Raw genomic sequence first — 25,809 nt, 5'->3', positions numbered from 1 at the left:
TTTTTTTCAAGTTCATCTCTGGCTGTTGCGTAATATGATTTTTTGAAAAGCATATCCCATGAAAGATATTTTGCCATACAGTCAAACTGCTTATCAATCAGCTCATACTGGATACTGCCTACGGGAGAACCACCTACAACAATTGTGCCAACTTTTTTGTTTTTTAACTGCAATCCACGGCAGTAGCACTTATCAATGATAAGTTTCAATTGTGCTGACATTCCCCACCAATAAACTGGTGTAGCAAAAAGAATCATATCTGCGGCAGCAATTTTATCAATTGTAGAATTTGTATCATCCTTATCGACGCATCCCTTAGAGCATTGACAGACACCACATCCCTTGCATGGTGCAATGTTGAGTTTGTCGGGTTCAATGATTTCAATTTTATTCTTTTCTGACGCTCCTTTTATAAATGCATTGATTGCTGCCAGCGTATTTCCTTTTCTGGCACTTCCATTAATGATTACAATTTTCATGCGTGTATCCTCCAACTTCCGAGTTGTCGCTCTCAGTATACCATGCCTTCTCCCCGCAGAAAAACATGGCGAAAAACAAAAATGTCCCCGGAGTGCTTTTTTCAGAGTTTTCGATCTGGATTTCTCAGAACAGAATATCCTCCGGCTTGAACTTATCTTTTTCGGTAATGGGGCGGATCACCTTGCAGGGCACCCCTGCAGCGATGACACCGGCGGGAATGTCATGAGTGACGACGCTTCCCGCCCCGATAACCGAGCCTGCCCCGATGGTAACGCCGCCACAGACAGTGGAATTTGCGCCGATCCAGACGTTTTCCTCCAGCGTAATGGGTGACGAGGTGCCAATGCCGTGGCTGCGCTGCTCCGGATCGATGGCATGACCGGAGCAGGCAAGGCATACGCCGGGGGCAATAAAGGCACCTGCTCCGATGTTTACCGGAGAGGTATCCAGAATGACACAGTTATAATTGATGACCGCCAAGCCGTGGGTATGGATGTTGAAGCCATAGTCACAGTGGAAATCCGGCTCAATGCCGGTCATGGGAGAGCAGGTGCCCAGCAGGGTCTGCAGGATACTGCGCCGCTTTTCCTGTTCGTTGGGAGCGGTGCGGTTGTACTCCCAACACAGTTGCTTTGCACGGTACTGTTCCTCCGTGGGGGTGTTTTCATAGCCACTGACATAGGCGGCAGGGTGTTTCATAATATCCAGAGCGTTCATCATGTTTGTCCTTTCCATACAGTGTTTTTTTAAGGATTATACCACATTCTCTGTCGGTGTGTAATAGGCTGCTTTTCCTCATTTGTTCGTCCGCTTGATCTTCTCCATCGCTTTGCCCTTAGCCAGCTCATCCACCACCTTTCCAAATAGCAGATCTCATTCATCAGCGGCTCTTCGATACCCTCCTGCTTTACGCCGCGGGCGCTGTAACCCGTCAGCCACCCAATAATTTCATCTACTTCTGCCTGCGTCCGCCCCTTGCCGACTGCCTTTGCCACCAGTATAGGATATATTTTTGCAAATGGCATAGCATATACTTTTTCAGTTTCCATTTTCGTCCCTCCCTCAGGTGCGTCTATGTGCAATGTATAACCACGCTTCCGGACAAAAAAGAATGTGTGCCGACGCATCCCAGACGATAACATTATACCTGTTTTCAAAATACTGAAGTTGTCAGTCCACAATCGCACCGAACAGCATTGGCTGGAGCTTCGCCTGTAGCGCATACAAGTGATTTCTCTTCGTCAGTCTTTCCAATAAAGCAATATTGAGACTCAAAATTCACAAGTGAATAATCTTCTACTTGGCAGACTGAGAAGTCTTGATGAATTCTCTTTAATTCCATAAAAGCACCTCCACAAATTCCGATTTTACGAACTGTTTATATTTTTGGTTAGTTTTGCAAACTTGAATTGAGATTTCATATATTCCAAGGGATTTAATAACTGTTATATTTTATTATCAAATATCTCTCAATCCCTTGAAAACACAAAGTTTATCGCAGGTGAGCTTTCCCTTATTGTTTCCCTTGCGTTATATCGTCCCACCAGTGTTTACGAACTCTGATAAGGGCAAAAACAAGGACAAGAAAATTATATAAAACAGTATAACACAAAATAAAAGTGACATTGTGAACTGATTGAAATGCTTCTATATTTTTATTGGTTTAAAGGAGACACAACATGAATACCATTTACGCAGAATACAACATGTACCACAACAGCATTGACATTTATACAATATTTATTGTGTCAGGCACCATTGTTTTCAAACTGCATAACATCATCCGGCGGATTCAGAGCATACAAAAGTCCATACGGCGAGCTGTATTCCCATTTCACTGGGATACTGACAAGCGCCGGGTGGACATCCTGCCAACATTCCAGTATTAAGAGAACATTCCCGGTTTCTATACAGCGGTTAAATACAGACATATCATAATATTTATTGTGTCAGGCACCATTGTTTTTTCATTCTCGGCATTGGAAGAACTTCTGCATATCTTCTGGTGAAAGAAGAACATTTCAGTTCCATTCCTCTGCCAGCAGGAAGTCACGAATATTGCGGTGTTTGATTCCATCTCGGCTCATATCCAGTTCGTCCATCGTTACAACGTATTTCGGGAAATTGTCACGAACACCGGCAAACGCCCCAAACTCACGCTGGATGGTTTCCTCCGAGGCAAGTAGATAGGAAACCTGAACATACAGCTTTTTCCCATGATCTTCACATACGAAGTCAATCTCCTTGTCAGAGACTTTCCCAACAGTCACAGAATAACCACGGCGCAGCAGCTCCATGTAGACAACATTTTCAAGGACAAGGTTAATGTCCTTCATGTTGCCACCGTACACGGCTTCCCGGACACCATGATCTGCAACATAGTATTTCTCGTTGACGGTCAGGATTTTCTTTCCCTGGAGGTCTTGGCGCTTCACCTGATAAAACAGGAATGCGTCCGTGCAGGCTTTGATGTAGTTCAGTACCGTTTCTGGTGAAACGGAGCGCCCTTCACTTTTCAGATACTTGGAAATGGCTGTGGAAGAAAAGGTAGTGCCGATGTTGGAAGTTATATAAGCAATAATTCTCTCCAGCATATCCACATCACGGATATTGTTTCGCTTGATAATATCTTTCAGCTCTACGGAGTTGAACAAGTCCCGCAAATACTGACGACTGGCGGCATCGTCGTAGCGAAGGTTGCTCAAATAGGGCATTCCTCCCAGCGTCAGATATTTTGTAAAGCATTGTCTTTCGTCTGCACCTTCGTAAACGGTGTGATACAGCTCCATAAACTCTCTGAATGAAAACGGGTAAATCACGAACTCCACATACCGTCCGGCAAGATAAGTGGCAAGCTCACCGGAAAGCAGCTTGGCGTTGGAACCGGTAATGTATATATCACAATCCAGCTCCACCCGGAAAGAGTTGATACATTTTTCCCAATCAGCCACCTCTTGGATTTCGTCGAAGAACAGATAAACCTTGCCGCTGATTTCTTTTGTTCTGCGAAGGATTTCATCATGCAATGCAACAGCCGTACAAAGGTGTGCATTGCTCATGTTCTCAAAATTCAGGGAAATAAACTGTTCTGGTTGGACCCCGTTTTGGGCAAGTTCCTCTTGGATCAGGCTCAGCATGACAGATTTTCCACTACGGCGAATCCCTGTCAGAACCTTTATCAGCTCATTTCCGATAAAAGGACGGATACGGCTCATATAAATTTCTCGTTTAATCATGTAGACCAGCCTCCCTTCTGAAACTGTCTATATGGTACCACGGCTATAACTGATTTTCAATACCGCAAATCCAGTTTTATCAGATATAATTGATAAAATACGAATTTCGACACAATCAGGCAGTTATACCGAGCGAAGTTTGGCTATGCGTTTTTATTGTGTCAGGCACCATTGTTTCATATTGAAATATAGTGTCTCTGTGCATGTTCTATATACCTCTGATTATATAATATTCAATTTATATAATCTCTCAAATGCTTTTTTATCAAAGTCTGCTTCTGTAATATATAGCTTTCTATCGCTATCAATGTCATTCTAACTCAATAGTCATATCAATTATACAATTAAAAGCAAAGATGCTGCTAACTGAATAACAACATCTTTGCTTGTTTAGAATGGGGATTATAAAATTTTAATGATAGTATACTGTGACATAAATATTTTTTAATGTTGCTGCTGCAACAGTTCCCGTTGAATACCTTGTAGATTCAAATTGAACATAATAATTTCCAACAGGGCTTAAATTATAATTGCCAAAATCTGCAAAAGTAAGAGAACTATTCCAACTTTTGCTGTCTGTATATCTGTCAAATGTGCCATCTCCATTATCCTCATCTTTAGCAACAAATAATTCGATGTTTCCACTACTTCCACTACTTTTTGTGGATGTAACCACTATTTTACTGATTGTGGAGCCTGACGGAACAGATGTGCTGCTGATTGTAAAAGAACCAAGAGCGGAAGTTGCCACTGTATCATTTGTTCCAAAAAAGGAATTTAACATTCCAACAGAATGTCGTGATGATCCAGAAGTTAATGCTGTCGGAGTTATTTCAAATGTCATTGTTTTCTCCGTCTCCGAATAATTTTCCTGAGTTTCTGCCGCAAAAGCTGTGACATTCATTGTAAAAAGCATGACAACACATACAATAATAGAAAAAAAACGTTTTCTCATAATGAATCTACCTCCATACTTTATGTAATCATCCCCATCTAAATATACTAAATTGAAAAATCAAATCTTCCACCGATTTTATTATCCTCTGGTTTGATAGAATTCCATTCAATATTTTTAATTTTATCCAAAAGTTCATCTTTTGAATTTGCTTGAACAGTAGCTTTTTTTACTTCAATTTGCTTTAATTGTTCCTTTTTCTTCGCCTCTTTCTTCTCCGCAGCTTTCTTTTCCTGAATTTTTTCAAGATATTCTTTCTGACTAGCTGATGTTTTTTCTAATTGAGCAAAGAATGTTGTAGTTCCATCACTATTAAAAGAAATACCAAACTTTGTTATTTTTGTATCAGTATCTGCACTGTTTTCTATTCCGTTTGTCTTACCAAATGCTCTTTCAAATCCAAACTGAGCATTGATTTCATCCGACATACGCAAAGCACCTTCAATACTATGCATCTTTTCAGCATAATATTTGGGATCGGATGCCATCTTCTCCATTTCTTCCTTTGAGAAAATAACCGTAAACTCTTTATCACTTTGTGCTAAAATATCTTTAGCATTATCACCATTTTCAAAATCTGCAACCATAAAGTCCATATCTGTTCTTGAGCCACGCATATCTTTAAGCATTTTTTGTGCCTCTTTACTTAGATTTTTTTCGGCTATACTTTCTGTCACATTTTTCTTGACCTTATCATTTTCTGTTGTTTTCGCTGTTTCTTTTTTCTTATCTACTGTACCTGCCTTGTAGGTATTCTGATAACTTCCATAAACAGTACCCGTTGTATTCACATTCATTGACATATCCTTTGTCCTCCTTCTCTGAATCCGTTCTTTATTATTTATTGTTTCTAATATTATATATCGGCTTTATTCCGAAAACTATAATCCTCCCTGTTATTTTTATCCCATGATTATTGAAAATCTAAAATTTGAAATTCACTCTTAAATCAGATTATGCATTAAATATTATTGCTATTGACAAACCACCTAAATATGAATTGAAATTTCATGTATTCCAAGGAATTTAATAACTGTTATATTTTATTATCAAATATCTCTCAATCCCTTGAAAACACTAAGTTTATCGCAGGTGAGCTTTCCCTTATTGTTTCCCTTGTATTATATTGTCCCACCAGTGTTTACGAACTCTGATAAGGGCAAATACAAGGTCAAGAAAATCCTATAAAACAGTATAACACAAAATTAAAACGACATGGTGAACTGATTGAAATGCTTCTATTTTTTTAACAAATGATTGATTGAACGATAAGGAGATTTGATACGATGAGAACGATATTTGCAGAATACAATCCACACAAAAACAGCATTGATGTATATACAAGTGCTGGCTATATGCTCCGCATTGACTGCTGGGAAGCAGAAAAAAATTTAAAAACAACACCTGGATCAGATTGTGCATTAAATGCACTTGCTATTGATGAACCACTTGAATATGCAAGATTGTATCTTGATGGAACGATGCAAATGTGGGTAGATGCGGAAGATATTGCACCAGACAGGGCACTGTATCCATTTTGTTTGTATGTATTTTCCCCTGTTACTCAATCATAATTTCCTTGATAGAAATCTTCTTAATTTTTTCAGAATATATATACATCATAATTTCATAAATCGTGATAAAACAAGCAAGAGAAATAAGCATAGTAGGAAAGTCAAATTTATACGTAGGTACACCCTCGACATCCTTAAATACAATATCCACCATAAGCCGAAGCAATCCATACTGATATACTGTTCCGATTATAAAACCAATATAGGACAGCGGTCTGTATCCTCCTAAAATTGCCCTGCAACATTCTTTCTGTGAATAGCCGAATACTCTCATCATAGCAATAGTTTTTGTATTTCCGTTTATTACTGTAGTTATAGCAAGAAACAGAGTTGTAAACGCTAATACAAGTCCGATGACCAACATCATCACACCCATCATTTCACTTGATAAATCTTTCATACTAAACGACATTTGTGTCATAGCTGAAAAGCAAAACGAAGCAAAAATAATGAAGAATACAAGTGCCTTTTTAGATTTCAAGGTATTCCTTTTCAAATACTCTACAAACGACAATTCACTGCTTTTTTCAATTCTATGATTTGGTATTTTAGAAGCAGTTTGCATATTATCTTTCAAAAGCAGCAACACAGGTTTTTTGAATTTGTACCAGGCATAATAAACTGAAAGTGCCGAAAAACACACAGTCGGCAATACCACAAAATAAAATAAAATGCTTGGATGAAAATTGATAGTTATCTCAGGAAGCATTTTATCTTCATTTTGTAGAGCGTAAAACCACGGCATTATAAGAAATGCTCCTGCATATCCGGTTACAGTTCCAATAAATATACTAATTCCGAATACCCAAAAGCTTTTTGCAATTTTGATATTTGAATATCCCAACGCCTTTAATATCCCAAGTTCCTTCTTATGCGTGTCAATATAATGCTTAATATAAAACAACAACATAACAATCGCAGTTAAAAGCAAGCATCCTCCACTTACAAGGCAAACGACTTTTGCGGTAGAAACCTGAGCATTATAAAAAAACATTGATAATTCAGATGTAATTTCACTCTCAATTAATCGAACATCAAAATAAAAGTTCAGAAACATTGTACAAACAAGAACAGCACAACAGGCTATAATGGAAATACCGATGAGTTTTGAAACATTTTTTATTCCAACGAGCATACCATCACCACCCTATCTCATAAGCAGTCTTTTGTGCTTCATTTGTGTAAATTTCAGATATTTTTCCGCTATTCATTTTTATAACTGTGTTTGCCATTTCCGCAATATTCAAATTGTGCGTTACCATTACAATCGTAAAACCATATTCCTTTTGAAGTTTACATATATAATCAAGAACCTGTCGTCCTGTTTGTTCGTCTAATGCTCCTGTCGGTTCGTCAAGAAATAATACTCTCGGTCTTTTTGCCAAAGCTCTTGCAATAGATACTCTTTGCTGTTCGCCACCCGAAAGTTCGCTGGGATATTTATGTAGTTTTTCTCCGAGTCCAACCGCTCTAATGACGTTTTTATAATCTTTATTATTTGCTAAATCAGCACCCATTTTTACATTTTTATCAACGCTCATATTGGGTAGCAAATAATACTGCTGAAAAATAAATCCGACATTTTCCTTACGAAATGAAGTTAATTCATTATCAGAAAGTGCTATAATATCCTTTCCGTCATAAAACACTTTACCGCTGTCAGGGCGTTCAAGACCTGAAATTACATTCAAAAATGTTGACTTGCCAGAACCAGATGCGCCGAGAATAACCACAAAATCATTATCCTCAATATCAAGACTGATGTCCTTTAATACTTGGAATCGGCTTTCTCCGTTTTGGTACGATTTTATTATATTTCTCGCTTTAATCATTATTTTCTCCTTCCTTCAGCTTTTTCAAAATACTCATACATACCTCAGTAATCATTGTACTGATTTCTTCGTCTGTAAATCGGCACATTTTTGTGGCACAAAGCGTTGCAATTCCGTGTGTATATATCCAAAGATGATGATACAGTTTTTTCCCAGCTGCCTTGCAAATTTTATAATCATCTTGAATTGACAATAGAATTTGCTCATAACTTTCATCTATCAGCGGAAGTACACCAGATAAGTCAGGAATTTGTTTTTGCTCCGTCATAAAGAGTAGCTGAAAAAGCTTAGGCTCATTAACAGCGAAGAGAATATATTGTGTACCCACCCCTTTAAACGGGGGCTCTGTTGTTAGTCCTTTATTGACATATTCTTTATACAGAGCTTTAGCAGATTTAATCATATCCTGCTGAACCTCCTCCATATTTTTAAATACAGTAAAAATGGGTCTTGCCGAACTGCCGAGGTATGTTCCTAACGCTCTTGAAGTCAAAGCCTCATATCCGTCTGCCCTGACAATATTTAATGCAGCTTCAATAATTTCTGCTTTTGTAAATTTTGCTTTTGGTGGCATACTTTATCGCTCCTTTTTCTAAATCGCTTGTTTTAAATCAGTTGCTTTAATTATAATTGCAGCCACCCTGAAAGTCAATAAAGCGGCTGAGATTAATTCCTTCAGCCTTATTGACTGCTTATACAAAGATGATTTCTTCGTTCGCAATGTCCCAATTGCCACACTTTGTTGTATTGTGTTATTCGATTTTCCAGCCCTTGCTTTTGCCATTATGAGCAGTCAGGACAAGGGAAACATAGTGTGAAATCATATAAAGGGATAAAGCGAATACATTACAATGAATCCTTTGTTTTCAAGGATTTTGGAGGATTTTATTAAAACTCAAAGAGGTGTGATTAAGCACATATATAAAATTGTGTGTTTATAATCGGATTTTTAATAATATCCTCTTGCTTCCCGCCATCCCTTCACATACCATCTTACCACAATGAATGTCTATGCTCACTCCACAAGAAAAGCCAAGCGGGAATCTGCAAAGCTGCTTGATAAAGTGGCAGGCAACGACTAAAAAAAGTCCCTTATTTCCCTTACAATTATCTCATAAGGGCAAAAATAAGGGAAAATACATATCATTTCACTAATGAACAGGCTGGAATACCTGTAAAACGGGGAAAGTCAGCCAGATATTTCTGCAAACTTGAAGTTATCTTTTTCTTCCTAAATATCGGCATACTTTTGATTTGTATTGCAGGTACTCATTTCCGAATGCTTTTATCAAAAAATCTTCCTCTACATTGACTATCTGTAAATGAAAAAATACCACTGCAAAACCTGTGGCAAAGCAAAGGAACCAATTAAAGAACGAAAACAATATTCCTATATACATTAAATCAAAACCCAAAAATGCAGGATTTCTGCTAATAGAATAGATGCCCGTTGTTACCAAATTGGTCTTTTCTTCTTTTTGCACACCTGCTCTCCAATTCTCCTTCATCTGTGTAACAGAAACAATAAAAGCAAGTACACCGAACATTGTTATTACAACTCCTGTAAATTGCAACACAATATGTGCTGTTCCCGAACAAAACACAATACTGATAATCTGTATTACAGGAAGCAAATATGTGATTATTTTAAGAGCTACTTCTATAAATTTGACAAATCCCTCTTTTCCTTTTCCTAATTGGTCTGTATTTATGCCTTGCTTTTTCTGACTAATCAGCTTTGCAAAATAGCAGATGTAAAACACTGCCATCAGTGAAAGTGTAACAATTTTTATTATCATCGTGTACCTCCAAACAACGATTTGTAAGTTTCTTTAATGTCGCATAGACACAGTATAACATAATCCTGTGTCTATGCGATAACATTTACTACTTCTTCCGATATAAACTCATCCTCTCCACAGTAACCTCCGGATAGAAGTAAGTAAGAATCGTTGACTTAGCAACTCCTGCGGCAAGTGCCTTCTTCACTTTCTCTTTCTGTTCAGGTGTATAAGACCAGTGAAGCATTCGGTTTGTGATAGTATCTTCCATTTCTTTTACATAGCTTAATTGCGTTCTATTTAGCGTGTTTTCTGACTACTCAGGAAAAATATTTCTACCCTCGCCCCACCTGTATTTTCAGAATTTGAAAGTTTAATCCCTCCGCCATATTTTTCAGCCACAGTTTTTGCAAAAAATAGCCCAATCCCATAATGGGCTTTGCCATTTCTACTTGTGTCATCCATAAAAAACTGCTCTGTGCCATGCAATAATGCTTCTTTTGTAAATCCTGATCCGCTATCCTCCACAATGAATGTCAGCCGGTCATCCTGCTCCTTTGCGTCAATATAAATGATTCCATTTTCTTTTGTATGCTCCACTGCATTCTGAATCACATTCATTACGGCCCGGAACATTGGATCATAAGCAATTGTTACCTTTTTATCACTTTGTTCCGCCTTCCAATCTATCTTCTGGTGATAGATTTCTACCAGTCCGAGTGCCTGTTCCTTTATATCTGCGAAAAAATCTTCTAACCTCACCGTTGTATAGGTAACATCACTGCAATTCCATGATTTTGTGACATCTATCAACTGTTTTACATAACTTTGTATCTGTGTTGTGCCGTTCAAAACATAAGTGATATTTTTCTTCTGTTCTGTGGTCAGTTCAGTCTCTGAAAGTAGTTCTGCATTTCCCCGTACAATCGTAAGAGGTGTTTTAATATCATGCGCCAAAGCAGACATCTGCTGTTTCTTTTCCTGCTCTGTTTTCCACTGCTTTTCTAAAGATTCTCGCAATGCATCTCGCATATCATCGATTGCCGATAAACAGTCATCAAACTCTTTGATACCGGAACAGGATGTCTCATATTCCAGATTTTGATCCTTTATTTGTCCGATTGCGTCTAATACAGGCTGCATCTGCTTTTTGATTCTTTTTCCAAAACGTATGGACGGAATGATGATAATCGCTATCGCTCCAATCACAGACATAATACTCATCACATTCTGTGGTCCTATAAAATGCTCCCTCAAAAAAGCTGAATGATATTGAGGTGTCAGGCGATATTGCAATACAACATATTCATTTTCCCTTGCAATTACTTTATAAAAATATTTCCCGGATGCGTTTCCGTGCTTTGCAACATTCCATGCTATCTGTTCGTATTGCTCTGACAGATCTCCACCTATTTTCTCTCCATTCTCTGAAAAGATTACATAATCACAAGGTGAGGGAATCATCTCAGCAGTCACTTTATCTGCACGTAGAATCGTATCATATGCTTCATTAATCTTTTGCTCTGCATAATTTGCCGGATAAATACAGCCCACACTAATCAAAAGGCACAGCAGCAGCCAAGCAACAATCACCAAACCTACTAATGATCCAAGCATGACCAGTACATATCTCATAAAAATCCTGCTGAGTGCATTGCTTCTCTTTACTCTTCCCATTTATATCCAATCCCCCAGACTGTTTTTATCGGCATATAATCATAATCCGCAAATTTTGCTCTTATATTTTTGATATGCGTGATTATAGTACTGTCATTACTCTCATTGTCAAAACCAAAGACCTCTTCTAAAATCTGTTCTTTCGAGAAAACCTGTCCCCTGTTTTTAGCCAGGAATTCACAAATTTCGTACTCCGCTTTCGTAAGAGGAAGTTCTTTATCATCAACCAATAGTTTCTTTTGAGACATCTGAATGCAGACTCTCCCTAAAACCATCCGGACAGAATGTTCCCTGTGCTCTCTCCGTAGATGCGCGTTGATCCTTGCCCGAAGTTCCATCACTCCAAATGGCTTTGAAATATAATCATCTGCTCCTAAAGAAAGTCCGTTTACCAGACTGTTTTCCTCCGTTTTTGCCGTAAGAAACAAAATCGGACAATCCACAAGTCTCCTAATTCTTTTGCATAATTCGAAGCCATCAATTCCAGGCATCATAATGTCCAGTAAAATCAGGTCATAACGATGTAATTCTTCCATATTAATTTTTAGTGGATTACTTACTTTGGTAACCAGATGTCCATCCTTATTCAAAATGCTTTCTATCATTTCCAAAATTGCCGGTTCATCATCAACTGCCAGTATTTTTGCCATAGTTTCCCTCGATTCTATTCCGATATTCTGTTTCCTTCCCAGTGGTTTACCCACCAAAAATAGTATACCATACTAATCCCTGTAAATATTAAGCAACCTGGTATGAATGACAACCATTCACCTACACTAGTTTCTCCCAATACAGATTGCAGATAAGTATATGGTACTCTACCCGTCCAGCAGACAAATACATATTTCCACACATAATCTCCAAGTCCGGTAAGCATCAATGCACTAATTAGTCCTGATATAATCCCTGCTCCAATGGATACCCCTTTTCCAAACTGAAAAGCCAGAATCAGCTGCCACAGATAAAGTGGAACACTGCTTCCCCACAGCAGCAATGCTGCAAATATACATCCTTTCATGATTTCGATATCGCTTGATGCGATTCTTCCAAATCCAATTCCGAATATGATTGCTGTCAATAGGATAGAGCACAGACACAAAACCAGTAGCATCAACAGTTTCGATAAAAATGCTGCAGGTTTATCTGGTAAAGACAACAGATTTTGAAAATTACCTGCATTTTGTTCCTGTTCCATCACACTTGCTGTAAAAATTCCAATAAGTACCGGAAGTCCTGCTCCTATTGCCTGATAAAATGCAATCACTTTCATATTTTCATTCCATGGTGAAAAAAAGTAATATATTAAAAATATAACGCTGGTTATAATCGGAATCAGTAAGTGTGCCAGAATCACAGATGTTCCTTTCATCTTTCGCAAGTCTGCATTAAGAGATCTTCCAATCATCTTATTTCACCTCTCTTCTCTCAAACCATTTCAAAAACAGAACCGTTACAAAAACAAACCAGATGATTGAGAGACACATTCCCGGAACAATGACTCCCGTATCCAAAAAAGGATTCCCTGCTTCTGCGGCAAGTCCATTTGGTAAAACATGAAGCAACGGGCACATCATTCGCATAGGGATTGCAGAAACAAGTACATACCAGATTCTGGTTTGTGATATTAGCACACCGCTGACGGTAATAAATAGGCAGACGAACAGGTTTACAATCATTCCAAATCGTTCGCTTAAAAATAAAGCTACCGGAATCTCCCATAACTCAGAAACCGTCAGAAACAATACTGCAATCAACGCTCCTTTCACTGGAACATGTGTCGTTAGAAGAAAGCCTCCAAGCGTTGCTCCTGCAAACACAATCACATTAGAAAACAAAATCATGTACCCAATATAAATAATTTTCCCCAGCAACAATTTTCTTCTGTCTGTGGGAATAGTCATTAAATGATAGTATTTTATCTTTTTCTCCTGCGCCACAGAAAGATAACAAAATAGAGCAATCATCCCCGGCAGCAAAAGTGTATACCACCAGTTCCAAACACTTTCTGCATAAGCATTTGTCATCCCAAGAGTAAATATAAATGCCATGACAAATGTAAGAAGAGGAAATCCCCAGATAAACTTTTTTCGCATGGTTCTTTTGGCTTTTTGATGTTCTGCTTTTATAATATTAACCATGGATTTCACCTGCTTTCTGGTTTTTTCTTACCACATTCATAAACAAATCTTCAAGATTATCTCCCTGCTTTAATGCTCCTTCGTATCCTAAGATTCCACCTGAAATAATCCCGACTTTATCTGCAAGTAACTGTACCTCCGAGAGAATATGACTGGAGAGAATTACAGTGATTCCCTGTTCCGGAAAAGACCTAATCAGCTCTCGTAATTCCTCGATGCCTATTGGATCTAATCCATTCGTAGGTTCATCCAATATCAAAAGTTCCGGTTCTCCAAGCAATGCCATTGCAATGCCTAGTCTTTGCTTCATCCCCAAAGAAAACTGTCCTGCTTTCTTCTTTCCGGTGTTTGTAAGTGATACAATCTGCAAGACCTCATCAATTCTGTTTTCATCTGTACCAAGCAATAATTGTCTTACCTTCAAATTCTCTCTGGCGGAAAGATTTTCATAAATAGGCGGATTCTCAATTAACGCTCCTATTTTTGATAAATCTTTCCTATCCCAAAGTTTTCCATCAAAGTAAATCTTTCCTGCAGTGGGTTTCATCATACCGGTCAGCATTTTCAATGTGGTAGATTTACCAGCGCCATTCGGTCCAAGCAGTCCATAAATCTGTCCCTTTTCTATATTAAGTGAAACATTATTTACCGCTTTCTGCTTTCTAAAATATTTACATAAATTTTGTGTCTGCAACATCATTTCCATCTTTACTATCCTTCCTTCCATATTTCATTTCTTACTGAAATATAACCTAACAGAAAAAAATAAAGATTTGATGAAGATTGCTAAATAATTCGTCTACTCTATTTTTATTCTCGTATGGAATAAACCATCAATTGAATATCATTATCAGAACTCGGCTTTCCACTGAAATCAGCAAAGCTGTTACAAATACGAAGTCCTAATTTACAGAATATCTCCGTGATTTCATCCAAACTATTGCACATAATATTCATCTTCCACCTGTTCTACGAAGATTTTATGATGTTCGTCTGTCTCCTCAGCTTCTTCCTGCTGTAGCTGCAATCCATGACACTGAATTACTGTTTCTCCCATGCTGTGAACGATATTTCCACACACCGGACACACATAGAAATGTGAACGCAGCATATTGGCTGATACATTGGAATTAACTATTGTATTACCGGAAATAAGCTCTGTCACCGACACCGATAATGCATTGGCAATGGATTCTAATAGTGTGATATCCGGATATCCTTTCGCTGTTTCCCATTTGGAAATTGTCTTTGCACTGACTGACAACTTATCTGCCAGTTGCTGTTGTGTCATGTTTTTTTCCTCACGCAGTCTCTTTATAACTGCACCTGTTACATACTGATTCATGTTCGTTACCTCCATGACACCATTCTATTTCAGCATATGAATATCCTCAACCTACGGAGAGTAGAGTTCGAATTTGCTCATTTATTTTTCCATCCCATCCAGAAGCTTTATAAATCTTTTATCATTCATCTGCTCATTCGTGACATATTCTCCGTTATAAAACAATGCATAGGTTGTAACCGGTGTCGGAGCATTCTGCGCTTCTTCTTTCGTTTCCAGTCTGATTGCCTGAAACGGAACCTCTCTTTCCTTGGCAACTTCAAGAAGCATCGGAACATATTTTGCATTAAACGGACATTGATCGGTATAGTACAATACATAGCCTGCCTGCTCAATGTGTGGATGCTTCGCACACTCCTTAAATTCAGGCTTAGCCGCATCCAAAGAAAAAGGCAGATACCAGAGCTGAATACCATTATCTGCTTCATCACAGACTGTAAAGTCCTTATATTTCAGGAACTTCGGGTCTGCCAGAAAAGGCTTTTTCTTGGCGGCTGACAGGATACAGATTCCCTTTTTCCCCTTTGCTTTGCTGTCTTCTATACAGGCATTCAGTAAATCAGTCGAATAACCATTGCCTTTGAAAGAACCAGCCACCCAAAAACAATCAATATACATATAACCCTCTGCCATGATTGGATTCCATGCATTTTCTGCCGGAATATACTCGATAAAGCATTTTCCACGCTCTATACTCTTGAGAAATACCAATCCATCATCAAATCGCTCTTTCAGCCAGTTTTTCTTTGATATTACCTGTATATCCTTGTTGCTTGAAATCGCACAGCAGATATGCTCTTTTTCAATATTTTCTTTCGTCACTCTTATATATTCCATGGATTTCCTCCTACTCATTCTTAAAGTTTAAAAATACTGCTGTTACTAATAATCTTTCCGTCATTTTGTATTCTATTTCATTCCTATTCAATGCTTATCCCCAAAATCAAATAACGTACAACCAGAATTTTCTCTATCAGCACACTAACAGAAGAAACAAAGAAATAACAAACAACATCTGACTGAACCACTGTGCGCCGATTCCTGATAATGTATAAACAATGTACTTCACAAAGCCTGGGGCTGCCTGTATCCCTGCTCCGGCAGAAGCCCCTTATTGCCTTGTTCCATCCTCATGGAAATTGTTTTTTAATGCCTTTTCTGTTTTGAAAATCGTCCCAAACAAAAATGCTAGTTGTATTACTAGGATAATAATACTTAATATTCCCATTGTATCGTCACTTGCTCCATAGAAAGGAATATGCATTAACAATGTAGGTCCTAGCATACCAATACCAACTTTCCACCAGAGTTTTCCTGCATAGTCGTGTGCAAATTTCCATGTATCCATATTTTTCATTGACATCTTTGTTCTGTATCCCACAATTCCATTGATTTTCTTAGGACAATGTTTCCACATCATTCTCCCCGCAATTATCATAAGCACCGGAATAATACAATCACATATCAAAATGAACCACCAAAACCACATATCTAATCTATCTCCTTCCCAAATAACGAAAAACAGGTTTCCGATACTCTCTATATGACTCTCCATAATTCTCTGTCAGATACCGCTCTTCCTGTAGTATCTGCAAATGCAGCATGATAATAGCAAATGCAGATACTACAAACATTGACAAATTGAAATACATCAACAGCAGTCCTACATACATAAAGTCAAAACCTAAAAAAGCCGGATTCCGACTATAACAATAAATTCCGGTCGTAACAAGTTTGGTTCTGTCTTTGTCCGGGATTCCTGCCCGCCAGCTATCTTTCATACATAGTACTGAAACCAGAAATATCATGTCACCTAGCATTCCTATACAAAATCCTGTAAATCTTGCATTTGCAGGCATATATTTGTTACACACCCCCTCATTAAAGGTGACATCTAAGTTATATATTGCAACAATTGTCTTCGTTAATCACTTTTAAATTAACCATTCCATTCTCCCCACTTCTTCACAATTCTTAAATATTTCCCCAAATTAATCAGCGCCCTGACACCTTCATCCAATATAACTGCCAGAACCACTCCAAAGATTCCCAATTTACAAATAAATACTAAGACCGATGCTACACTTACGATCCAAATCGTTCCAAAAATCTGAGTAAACAACATCCACTTTGTATTTCCGCTTCCACGAATGGCATTTCCGATAATAATATTTCCGGATTTCGAGAACAGATTTATACCAATCAGCAGCAAATAGCCTCCACAACTGGCAATAACTGTTTTATCACTAGTAAACAATGATAAAATCTGTTCCGGGAACAACACTGCTCCAACAATCATTACCACAGTTACGATTGTACAGACAGCATAAGCGCATAATGTAATTCCTTTATACTGTGCAAGATCTTTTCTGCCAGTTGCTTCCGAAGTCAGTGTCATAGTACCACTTCCGATTGCACCAATAATAACAACTGCAAGTACTTCTACTCCAAATATAATCGTATAAATACCTGCCGCATATTCATTTATTGAATTGAGAATTCGAATTAAAATCAGATTTCCTATATTCCATGCAAAATCCTCTAATGCAATGTTAATTCCAAGCTTTGCAGCATTCAGGTAGCTTTGGAAATGTCCTTTTTTCACATCATTCCAGCTTGGTCTTGTAGGAAGCCTTTTACTGGTAAAAAATATAATGGATATATATATTGCTCCAACATATTCAGCAATTACAGTTGCAATTGCTGCCCCCTCAATTCCTAGAGCAGGCATTCCTAAATTACCAAAAATCAACATCCAATCTAAAAATATATTGAGTCCCGAACGAACGCACCCGTACACCACAAGCGGTTTTGTATAATTTGATGTCTGCAGGATAACTCCGAGCGATCCGCCAAGTCCTGTAAGTAAAAATAATGGTGCATACCATCTTACATATCCTAAGCACAATGGCATAACATTATCTGATACCCCCAGAATCATAAATACCGGTTTTGGAAATATCATCCAGAAAAAACACAGAAAAATCGGAATAATATTGTTATACTTCAACATTGCTCCGGCGTATTCTCCAATATCTTCCCGCTTTTTGGCACCTACACTCTGACTTATCAGTATGGAAGCTCCCATTACAAGGGAATTGCAAAATGACATGGTTGTCCATACGGGTGATGAAACATTTCCCAAAGCACTCATATACAAATCGTTGGCATGTCCCAAAAATATTCTGTCAATAATCATCTGAAGCTGCGCTATAATATTGTTCATGATGATTGGAAATGCTAATATAAGCAGCCTCTTTCCGTACTGTTTATTACTTGATTTCATAATTCTCCTACTTTCGTTTCTTTTTTTGCACAATGCAAAAATCAAAGTTCCACAAATCTATCACAGCCTTTTGTTCTCAGCCAAATATACAATGTCAGACCAGCCACAACATTTGCCGCTATAAAAATCCCTATATAGCAAATGTATCCCAATGTATAACCAGGAAGCACCATATATCCAATAAACAGAAGTGCTGTATATCCGAATCCACCAAACATTGTAACCATCACAGAAGCACTCTGCTTTATCGGTGTAAGCTCATTGGTCCAGGTAAGCACTGGCTTTATCACGCCCATAAATAAACCAAATACTGCCATTACAAACACGAATGACAGTACCTGCAGGATCATCATTATAAACTGTCCGATTTTAATTGGGCAGACTACTGCCGTACAAATCATGCAAAGCATCACCGGTATCCCATTTAAAATAAGCTGCATGTCCAGTTTTGCACGAAGAACCTGCCATGGTGTCACAGGAAGAGACTGTGCAATCCACAGACTTTTCCCTCCAAAGAAATCGAAGGTGCTGTCATGATATCCATTGATGTAAGACCACACAACATAATCGTAACCAGCAACAGTACAGTACCATCCTGCTTGGTCAAACTGCAAAATTCCCACAACAGACTTTAATGTGGTTGTTTTTCCGGCTCCATTAACGCCAAGGAAAGCAAACAGCTCTCCCCTTTTAACCTTGAAATTTAAGTCATTAACAGCTTTTACATCACAGAAGTTCTTGGTTAGATGACTTATTTTTATGATATCTGATCCCATTTCATTCTCCTTTTTCTCAATCTGCTCTACCATTTTTAACGGCAGAAGCAACAATATAGATAAAGATTTTATGTATCTGTTTTAGTTTTATCGTATATTTATCTATTTGTCTATATAAACAATACCAAGATGCATAATATATGAACCAAGATGCAACCATAAGAGCATACACAATCTCTGCGTTGACTCTCTCCGGCTCTGCTTCTGCCCTGACAGGTACATTCTACTCCTCACTCTTCATATTCTCCATACGCTTTTCCTTATCTATCTGCACATTCATTGCAAGATTATCCAGCTTATCAATCGAAGCGTCCAAATGCAGCTCCTAAAGCATAAAATTTTTCATTCATAAACTGCCTCCGTTGACCGATTCGGTTAATGCGAATATATACCCATTGACCGATTAACGGAAGACCTCATTTGATCATCACGTCAATGACTAGCTGTTCATAATAACGTCTCTATTATCTCGATATAATATATATCTGTTAGATATAATTTGTAGATTTCATCCTCTTATTTAGCCGGAATGGTAATAGAAAGAGATCTTACAAACTTCTCAACCTGCCTTAGCTTGCTTATAAAGCAAAATGCCTTTGATAAGCAATAACAGGAATGTTACGGTTATCGCATACGGCTCTCTCGCCATAGCCAAAAACAAGACAGCAATTATACTGAGCCCTATAGACAAAGAGGTTTACTGAATAGATATATCCATTGACCGGCTTCGGATACAGCGGAAGAAATATCAGCATCAGCGAAAACAAGTCAACAAACCCCAATAACAAATCGCATACACTATCACCGCTATAACCGGAACCGCAATCATGGCAACTACAAGAACAAGTAACAACAGCACCAATCCGATAATCGGTGCAGCTGCCTTTACCCAGGTAATCGCTTTTCGCACAATCAGATCCTTTACCAGCTTCGCCACACTGTCTGATTCTCCTGTGCTTTCATCTTATCCAGGAAGAATTTTATCTTCCTGCTCCGGTTGGTCATCTTTTCATCCTTGACCTCTATGGACACACCTGCCGTATATCCGGCTGCCATGCCGATTGCCGTGCCTGCTCCCGGTGCAACCGCTGTCCCTGCCGCTGTAGCAGCTGCCTTTGTCGCAGTTTTCGTTGCAACCTTGGCAGTTGTTTTGGCGGTTTCTTTTGCTGTCTCTTTAGCTACAGTCTTGGCAGTGTCTTTGGCAGCTTTCTTTGCTGTCTTTTTTGCCAGCTTCTTTCCTGCCTCTACCTTCTTGATACGCTTCTTTGCCTCGGCTGCCGCCTTTTTCCTGAAAAGTGCTGCACCCTTAGAAGCAATTCCGGTAACAGGGCGGCTTGCTTCATATGCAAGATATGCTGCCTGCGATACCTCCTGTCCTCCTTCCACCTGCTCTGTTACAGCTCCAGCTGCAAGTGCACCTGTTCTTCCTGCTATGTGAAGATTGGTGTTCTTGGTCTTGATAGACGTGTTGGATTCTTTAAGGTTTCGCTTGAAGCTTGATAGTCCCTTATTCTTCGACTCTGACTGATGAATGGTACTCTTGCGATAAGACTTCTTTTTATCATCAGATACCTTTGCACCGATAGTCTTAGGACCTCTTTCTACTGTATAGATGTTGCTGCCTTTAATCTTGGCACCCTTTAGTTCGTGGGCATGAATCTTGGCTTTCTCCTTGGTGTGAATGATCATCGGCTTGTCATCAACCTTTCTAATTTTCAATTTTCTCACCTCCTACTTTGAAAAATAAAATAAGCCGCTAGGGAGCAAAAATTACTCCTTAACGGCTATGTAAAATCATTCAATATTCAATTATTAAAAGCAACATGAAACTGAAATTTGTACCTCTATTTGCTATATCTTATTTCTTCCATAACCCATGTAAATTGCAGTACTCATAGGCTGCCACAAATTCTTCTCCATCCGCAAGTTTAAACTCTGCTCTTGGTTTATCTGTATCCTTCCAAAATCCCATATAGTATAATTCCAAGGAATGCCGAACCATCAATTACATTTGGTACAGCCGTTTTATATATATATTGTATGTAACACATAGCATCACTGCTGCCCCACACCATGCAGATACTTCTGCAATGACCACTCCCTGAAATCCCATCCGGGGTACCAGTAGGAAGCCTGTAACCACACGCATTCCAACCTCAAGTACTCCGGAAAGCATTGGTACAAATGTTTTACCCAATCCCTGACATGCACTTCTGGTGACAAAAAGCCATCCCAAAGGGAAAATGGCAATTCCTGTGACGAAAAGGAATTCTCTGGTATAAGATATAACAATCGGATTATTTAACATAAGCCTTGTCAGTATCTCCGGAATGATAAGCTGTACAAGGCATATAGGAATATTGATTAACGTAGACAGTAAGATGCCATCCCATACTCCTCTTCTAATTCTTTTTATCTTATTTGCACCGTAATTCTGACCTGTGAAAGTAAGTATCGCAAGTCCTACTGCTCCTCCCGCCTGTTCAAAAAGGCTGCATAATTTCATACAGGCTGCATATGCCGCAACATAAAGAGTTCCCATGGCATTCACGAAATATTGTAAGATCATTCCTCCAAATGATGTGACAGAATTCATGACTGCTACCGGTATGCCCTTAAGCATAAGATATTTTACAATATGTATTCTGACTTTCCAGTCTGTTGCCGTAAATTCTAACTCTTTTATTCTGCGTATATAAATATAACAGTACAGCAAGGAGCACACCTGTGCCAAAACAGTTGCCAACGCTGCACCGGATACTCCCATTTTCCCCGGAAATACAAACAAAACATCCAATATGACATTTATAATGGAAGAAAGAATCATTGCAATGAGCGGAACTCTGCTATTTCCCACACATCGCAACAATGTCATGGCAAAATTGTTGCATACTGTTACCGTACTGCCTATCAGAATGATTCTAAAATAACTGATCGTATCCTTCATCATGTCCTGCGGTGTATTCAGAAAAGTGAATAAAGGTCTCATTGCTAACAGACTAAGTATTGTAACAACAACACCGATTCCAAGACAAATCAGCACTGACATAGCTGTTTCCTGTCTCATTTTTCCATAATCCTGTGCTCCAAAGGATTGTGAAATATAAATTCCAAGCCCTCCTGTAAGTCCAATCATAAATCCAAGGATAAAGAAATGCACGGAACCGGTATTTCCCACAGCCGCTAATGCTGCATCTCCTATTCCCTTTCCAACAATAACCGAATCTATAAAATTATAAAACTGTTGAAAAAAATTACCTGCCAGAATCGGAAGAAAAAACTGAACAATCAGTTTCATGCAATTACCTTCCGTCATCCCTTTTGTTGTATTTATGTCAATCACACTTCCTTTTAAAATTATAGAATCTATTTTCTACTGTAAAACCCTAATTTGTCATATTTCTTCATTCAATTCATTGTTCCTGCTCACAATTATATAGGATTTTCCGTATGAAAGCTACAACAATTCATGAAAAATCAGAATGGTCATTTGATGATGGGAGTTAAAGAATTCTTGTTATCTGTTTCCCATTCCACTTCTATACTATGGAGCATAGTCGTGTTCTGCCAGCCGCCCGTTCCCGGTGTTCCCGTATGCCAGATCAAAATTCCGCCCTCTGGATTTACCGACACCTCCGACTCCAACCGTACCTCATGTGCATAGCCTTTTTCCATCTGATAAGCAGGCTGAGGTGTATCACATTCAGCCGTAGCAATCAGCGTTTTTCCTTCCAATCTGACAGTTACACAAAAGCCGGTGAGATAACAGGAAACCAACTGTAATGCAGTCAGATAGCTGCTCTTTCCTTCTCTGTATTCTACCAGCGCCATTGCTACTGCATCAGAAGCTTCTTTTACGCGGATTACCCGCAAAGCATATCCTGTCAACTTTTCTACCTCAAACTTGATTCCAAAATCCATGTATTGTCCTGTACTGCCAAACCCCTGCCCCGCCGTCTTTGCAGGGTCAGCCTTTACCGTCAGGCTCATATCACCATACTGTTTTAAGACGGGAGCAAACCGAAGTCTGGCGCCCTGGGTATTCTGATAGAACCCCACACCCTTGCTTCCATTGCCTGTCTCCCCATATTGCCAGGCCGGAATACTGCTATCCATCTCCCAACTGCCAAAGGTGGACGAGTTAATCTCTATGTCGACCGGTCTTGCACAATCCAAAGTCCAGCTTCCCCTTCTTAATTCCGGCTGATTTTCATCCGGTAATTCAGAGAAATCTGTAAATAAATACTTCTCATCCACTTCGTCTTCCGTCACAGGAAAAGATGTCATAACCTCTTTTGCAATTCCCGGCAAACTTCCCGAAAGTCTGGGAATGATGACTGCCTTTATATATTTTCCGATATCAGCCGCTGTCAAACGATAGCATTGAAGCGGATTGCTTCTTTTGGTCACAGCGCAGAGTACCGCACCCTCTCCCGCTGCGGTATCACACCTGTACCAGGAAATCTCCGACGCATCCGTGCGTTCCTTTGAAGACAGAGCATAGGAAAGAGTCACACATCCCATTTCTCTTTCCATCTTCATTACAGGTTCTCCTGTCAGTTTCGGTGCTGGAAAGAGGCAGGGTTCCACAGAAATGGCAACCGCAGCCTCCAGACCGCTCTCCGTACACGCATGAACCACAAGCTGCTTTTCCTGCTCACTGTGATTGCGATTTTCAATTCGACAGGAATGCTCCGTTTCCGGAATCAGTTCTGCATAAACTGTATATCTTTTCTCCAATCGAAAGTCAACCCTCTCCCGACATTCCTCTCCGGAAAAGAGGAATACCTTCGCGGTAACATGAATAGCATCTTCTCCGTAGACAATTTTTTCCCTGTCTGTCTGCAACTGCATAAAAGTCGGAATTCGCAGCTTCCCGGCTTTTTTCGAAATTTCCGGCTCTCCCAGAGGATTCCAGCCCTCACTTCCCCCAAGCAGATTTTCAATATTGATATATCTCTTTGCCTCATATTCGAAAACATAGGCTTCCAGCGCTTTCTTACCCTGAAGCTGTACCGTTTCTTCGCTGCCACCGCCTCCAAGTATGACCGGCTTTCCGTTTTGAACAACTCCGTACTGATAACATTTTAGAGAGGGCAATGGATATTTCGTCCAGTCAACTCTCACAGGCACGTTTTCCGCTGTTTCATAGCAACAATCAATCAAAGCGATCTGACCGCCCTCCTTGGTAAGATACTGTTCTGCCTCCGTTCCCAGAGTCTTAATCCTGCTACGGAAAATGCAGTCAATAAACACAGCTCCCGTTCCTGTTGCCTGATAAATGGGCCGATTACCGTAAAAATCAAAATCGCAGCCTACATACACTGCGTTTCCGTTTAAAGCATCATCTGTGCTCTCAAAATGACAATTCCGATACAATGCGCGTTTTGCCCCACAAACGGGGACCAGATTTAACCGACTCACAAAACGGCAATTGTCGGCACAGAGTTTTTCTCCTTCCTGAAAAGCAAGCTGTGCCTGGGTAACAGACTCCGTTCTCTTTTGCTGATTCAGTGCCGGATTCGTCGGATAGACTAAATCTATACAACAATAGTTTCCCAGCGTCAGATTGGCAAGGAACAATTCCTCCACCTGAAAACTAAACAGAGTATAATTTCCGTTGCAGGCATTGGACTGCCCTCTGTTGCCTGCAATCACTATGTTTTCCGGCTTTTCGGATAATCCTACTATTTTTAAAGATCTGCTGTTTACATGCATACCGAAGGGAGCTCTATCCCCTTCTTTTTTTTGCAGGGTATCTGTTGCCAGAGGGTCATCAATCCAATAGACATTTGGAACAATGTACATGATAGTGGGATTTTCCAGACTCCCTTCCGAAAGTTCACGACCGGCAAAAGCCTCCTGAATATCACAGTAGACATGAGGATGCGCAGCTGCCTCCTCCCGGGAAAGTCTGCCATCCAGCAAAAGCGTTTGTTCATTCAGTTCCCTGTATTCTTCATTATATATAAAACCCTGTTCCTTCCAGATGATGTCCAACTTTTAGTTTCTCCTTGTCATAGTAATAATCTCTCGGAATCTCTAAGCCAGTAATTTCAAGGCTTTCAGATTCCTTTTTTATTAAAATCCCCCACTTTTTTTGTCAAATCCTCTTGACAAATCCATCGAAAAATGCGGCGCTTCGCGCCCTTATTTATAAGTCATATTTTCGATTGGAGGCGATTTTTTTGTTACCTGTTAACACTGGTGGTCATTCCACCTACCAAAATTTTGTTGTTGAAAATCTTCGTAAATATTATCCGAATCCTGATGCTCTTTCCCGTTCTACATGGGACATCATTGACCATTTCTGGAACCTCGATCTGTCTTATACTGATGAACTGATGCGTAGCCGATATTCTGTCTTCGGTCCAAGACCAAGAACTCCTTCCTGCATGCAACGTTCTTACCTGTTATCTATTGATTTCAAGGTCACTTCACTGACAGACTGGGCTGCACAGCTTAAAATAAACCCTCTCTATGCCATTCTTAATGGTTTTGAGGTTGGTGATACTCCTGGTGTTGGTACCTTTTATGATTTTCTGAACCGCCTCTGGGATTCTGATTCAGATAACCTTAACCCTCATGTCCGCCCTGTTAAGTCTAAAGAAGTCAAAAAGCCTAAACAAAAAGGGTGTTGTGGTCAAGCTTTTTTGTAACACTTTGTTCGATAAATACCTACCTGTAACGAGCCTCCATTGGTGTTAAATAATTATTGTATGAATGAGG

At 39.2% G+C, this 25,809-nt stretch carries 27 protein-coding genes and 4 pseudogenes; 2 read left to right on the top strand and 29 right to left on the bottom strand.

The annotated features are described in order from the left end of the window. From BM157_RS11575 to BM157_RS11540, 8 genes and pseudogenes are all read right to left on the bottom strand, one after another. Positions 1-479: flavodoxin family protein (locus BM157_RS11575; RefSeq protein ID WP_090141254.1), on the bottom strand; the 479-nt coding region annotated here is incomplete at its 3' end. Positions 480-603: 124 nt separating this feature from the next. Next, positions 604-1,200 (bottom strand): sugar O-acetyltransferase, encoded by a 597-nt coding sequence (locus BM157_RS11570; protein WP_318255970.1) that lies wholly within the window; start codon positions 1,198-1,200, stop codon positions 604-606. 26 nt (positions 1,201-1,226) lie between these two features. Then, on the bottom strand, positions 1,227-1,529 hold the full coding sequence (locus BM157_RS11565; RefSeq protein ID WP_242854155.1) for a DUF2200 family protein: 303 nt from the start codon (positions 1,527-1,529) through the stop codon (positions 1,227-1,229). A gap of 104 nt (positions 1,530-1,633) precedes the next feature. Continuing rightward, a complete protein-coding gene (locus tag BM157_RS11560; protein WP_207643412.1) occupies positions 1,634-1,822 on the bottom strand; it encodes a hypothetical protein in 189 nt (62 codons plus the stop codon). Between the two features lie 406 nt (positions 1,823-2,228). Beyond that, positions 2,229-2,423, bottom strand: a pseudogene (locus tag BM157_RS13310) (LysR family transcriptional regulator); the annotation flags it as partial. A 78-nt stretch (positions 2,424-2,501) separates the two neighbouring features. Continuing rightward, on the bottom strand, positions 2,502-3,716 hold the full coding sequence (locus BM157_RS11550; RefSeq protein ID WP_008116575.1) for an ATP-binding protein: 1,215 nt from the start codon (positions 3,714-3,716) through the stop codon (positions 2,502-2,504). Between the two features lie 412 nt (positions 3,717-4,128). Continuing rightward, the gene (locus BM157_RS11545; RefSeq protein ID WP_008116573.1) at positions 4,129-4,671 is read right to left on the bottom strand and encodes a hypothetical protein; all 543 of its coding nucleotides are present in this window, start codon (positions 4,669-4,671) and stop codon (positions 4,129-4,131) included. A gap of 47 nt (positions 4,672-4,718) precedes the next feature. Then, complete coding sequence (locus BM157_RS11540) at positions 4,719-5,474, bottom strand: DUF6033 family protein (RefSeq protein ID WP_171029228.1); 756 nt, start codon at positions 5,472-5,474, stop codon at positions 4,719-4,721. A gap of 483 nt (positions 5,475-5,957) precedes the next feature. Here BM157_RS11540 and BM157_RS11535 point away from each other — a divergent pair, with 483 nt between their 5' ends. Further along, positions 5,958-6,245: a DUF6061 family protein gene (locus BM157_RS11535; RefSeq protein ID WP_318255969.1), complete on the top strand. Its 288-nt coding sequence runs from the start codon at positions 5,958-5,960 to the stop codon at positions 6,243-6,245. Here BM157_RS11535 and BM157_RS11530 read toward each other — a convergent pair. The 21 genes and pseudogenes from BM157_RS11530 to BM157_RS11430 form a co-directional block, all read right to left on the bottom strand. Next, positions 6,232-7,380, bottom strand: a complete 1,149-nt coding sequence (locus BM157_RS11530) for an FtsX-like permease family protein (RefSeq protein WP_090141252.1) — start codon at positions 7,378-7,380, stop codon at positions 6,232-6,234. The genes BM157_RS11535 and BM157_RS11530 overlap by 14 nt on opposite strands. Before the next feature lie 4 nt (positions 7,381-7,384). Beyond that, entirely contained in the window at positions 7,385-8,077 is a 693-nt protein-coding gene (locus BM157_RS11525) for an ABC transporter ATP-binding protein (protein WP_090141250.1), read from the bottom strand. Next, the gene (locus BM157_RS11520; RefSeq protein ID WP_008373078.1) at positions 8,070-8,651 is read right to left on the bottom strand and encodes a TetR/AcrR family transcriptional regulator; all 582 of its coding nucleotides are present in this window, start codon (positions 8,649-8,651) and stop codon (positions 8,070-8,072) included. Before BM157_RS11520 ends, BM157_RS11525 begins: the two co-directional genes overlap by 8 nt. A 643-nt stretch (positions 8,652-9,294) precedes the next feature. Continuing rightward, positions 9,295-9,876: a methyltransferase family protein gene (locus BM157_RS11515; RefSeq protein ID WP_055176460.1), complete on the bottom strand. Its 582-nt coding sequence runs from the start codon at positions 9,874-9,876 to the stop codon at positions 9,295-9,297. A gap of 88 nt (positions 9,877-9,964) precedes the next feature. Further along, complete coding sequence (locus BM157_RS13115; protein ID WP_156331056.1) at positions 9,965-10,129, bottom strand: hypothetical protein; 165 nt, start codon at positions 10,127-10,129, stop codon at positions 9,965-9,967. 29 nt (positions 10,130-10,158) lie between these two features. Beyond that, positions 10,159-11,535, bottom strand: a complete 1,377-nt coding sequence (locus BM157_RS11510; protein ID WP_090141248.1) for a sensor histidine kinase — start codon at positions 11,533-11,535, stop codon at positions 10,159-10,161. Beyond that, entirely contained in the window at positions 11,523-12,185 is a 663-nt protein-coding gene (locus BM157_RS11505; RefSeq protein ID WP_090141246.1) for a response regulator transcription factor, read from the bottom strand. The genes BM157_RS11510 and BM157_RS11505 overlap by 13 nt, the downstream gene beginning before the upstream one ends. 14 nt (positions 12,186-12,199) lie before the next feature. After that, positions 12,200-12,940 carry a lantibiotic immunity ABC transporter MutG family permease subunit gene (locus BM157_RS11500; RefSeq protein WP_055040007.1) on the bottom strand — a complete coding sequence of 247 codons (741 nt, stop codon included), beginning with the start codon at positions 12,938-12,940 and terminating at the stop codon, positions 12,200-12,202. 1 nt (position 12,941) lies between these two features. Continuing rightward, entirely contained in the window at positions 12,942-13,673 is a 732-nt protein-coding gene (locus BM157_RS11495) for a lantibiotic immunity ABC transporter MutE/EpiE family permease subunit (protein ID WP_090141244.1), read from the bottom strand. Continuing rightward, entirely contained in the window at positions 13,666-14,379 is a 714-nt protein-coding gene (locus BM157_RS11490) for a lantibiotic protection ABC transporter ATP-binding protein (RefSeq protein ID WP_055176472.1), read from the bottom strand. The genes BM157_RS11495 and BM157_RS11490 overlap by 8 nt, the downstream gene beginning before the upstream one ends. Before the next feature lie 231 nt (positions 14,380-14,610). Further along, positions 14,611-15,018 (bottom strand): helix-turn-helix domain-containing protein, encoded by a 408-nt coding sequence (locus tag BM157_RS11485; protein ID WP_090141243.1) that lies wholly within the window; start codon positions 15,016-15,018, stop codon positions 14,611-14,613. A gap of 81 nt (positions 15,019-15,099) precedes the next feature. Beyond that, positions 15,100-15,855, bottom strand: coding sequence for an N-acetyltransferase (locus BM157_RS11480; protein WP_090141241.1), 756 nt, complete (start codon positions 15,853-15,855; stop codon positions 15,100-15,102). 274 nt (positions 15,856-16,129) lie between these two features. Next, the gene (locus BM157_RS11475; protein WP_055176698.1) at positions 16,130-16,507 is read right to left on the bottom strand and encodes an SdpI family protein; all 378 of its coding nucleotides are present in this window, start codon (positions 16,505-16,507) and stop codon (positions 16,130-16,132) included. 7 nt (positions 16,508-16,514) lie between these two features. After that, positions 16,515-16,826 carry a methyltransferase family protein gene (locus tag BM157_RS13305; RefSeq protein ID WP_456361697.1) on the bottom strand — a complete coding sequence of 104 codons (312 nt, stop codon included), beginning with the start codon at positions 16,824-16,826 and terminating at the stop codon, positions 16,515-16,517. Between the two features lie 131 nt (positions 16,827-16,957). Then, positions 16,958-18,304, bottom strand: coding sequence for an MATE family efflux transporter (locus BM157_RS11465; protein WP_090141237.1), 1,347 nt, complete (start codon positions 18,302-18,304; stop codon positions 16,958-16,960). 41 nt (positions 18,305-18,345) lie between these two features. Beyond that, positions 18,346-19,080 (bottom strand): ATP-binding cassette domain-containing protein, encoded by a 735-nt coding sequence (locus BM157_RS11460; RefSeq protein ID WP_090141235.1) that lies wholly within the window; start codon positions 19,078-19,080, stop codon positions 18,346-18,348. Between the two features lie 226 nt (positions 19,081-19,306). After that, a pseudogene (locus tag BM157_RS13300) lies at positions 19,307-19,405 on the bottom strand (DUF6674 family protein); the annotation flags it as partial. 456 nt (positions 19,406-19,861) lie between these two features. After that, a pseudogene (locus BM157_RS11445) lies at positions 19,862-20,769 on the bottom strand (hydrolase); the annotation flags it as partial. A gap of 169 nt (positions 20,770-20,938) precedes the next feature. Continuing rightward, positions 20,939-21,031, bottom strand: a pseudogene (locus tag BM157_RS11440) (desulfoferrodoxin family protein); the annotation flags it as partial. Between the two features lie 54 nt (positions 21,032-21,085). Next, entirely contained in the window at positions 21,086-22,378 is a 1,293-nt protein-coding gene (locus tag BM157_RS11435) for an MATE family efflux transporter (RefSeq protein WP_318255966.1), read from the bottom strand. 188 nt (positions 22,379-22,566) lie between these two features. Beyond that, positions 22,567-25,080: a hypothetical protein gene (locus BM157_RS11430; protein WP_090141231.1), complete on the bottom strand. Its 2,514-nt coding sequence runs from the start codon at positions 25,078-25,080 to the stop codon at positions 22,567-22,569. Positions 25,081-25,268: 188 nt separating this feature from the next. Between BM157_RS11430 and BM157_RS13110 the strand changes: the two genes are divergently transcribed. Beyond that, a complete protein-coding gene (locus BM157_RS13110; RefSeq protein WP_318255965.1) occupies positions 25,269-25,739 on the top strand; it encodes a hypothetical protein in 471 nt (156 codons plus the stop codon). The last annotated feature ends 70 nt before the right edge of the window (positions 25,740-25,809 follow it).

The sequence above is a fragment of the [Lactobacillus] rogosae genome (assembly GCA_900112995.1).
GTDB lineage: Bacteria > Bacillota > Clostridia > Lachnospirales > Lachnospiraceae > Lachnospira > Lachnospira rogosae.
The sequence above is the reverse complement of the archived record's forward strand: the minus strand, read 5'-3'. Positions and strand labels throughout refer to the sequence as shown.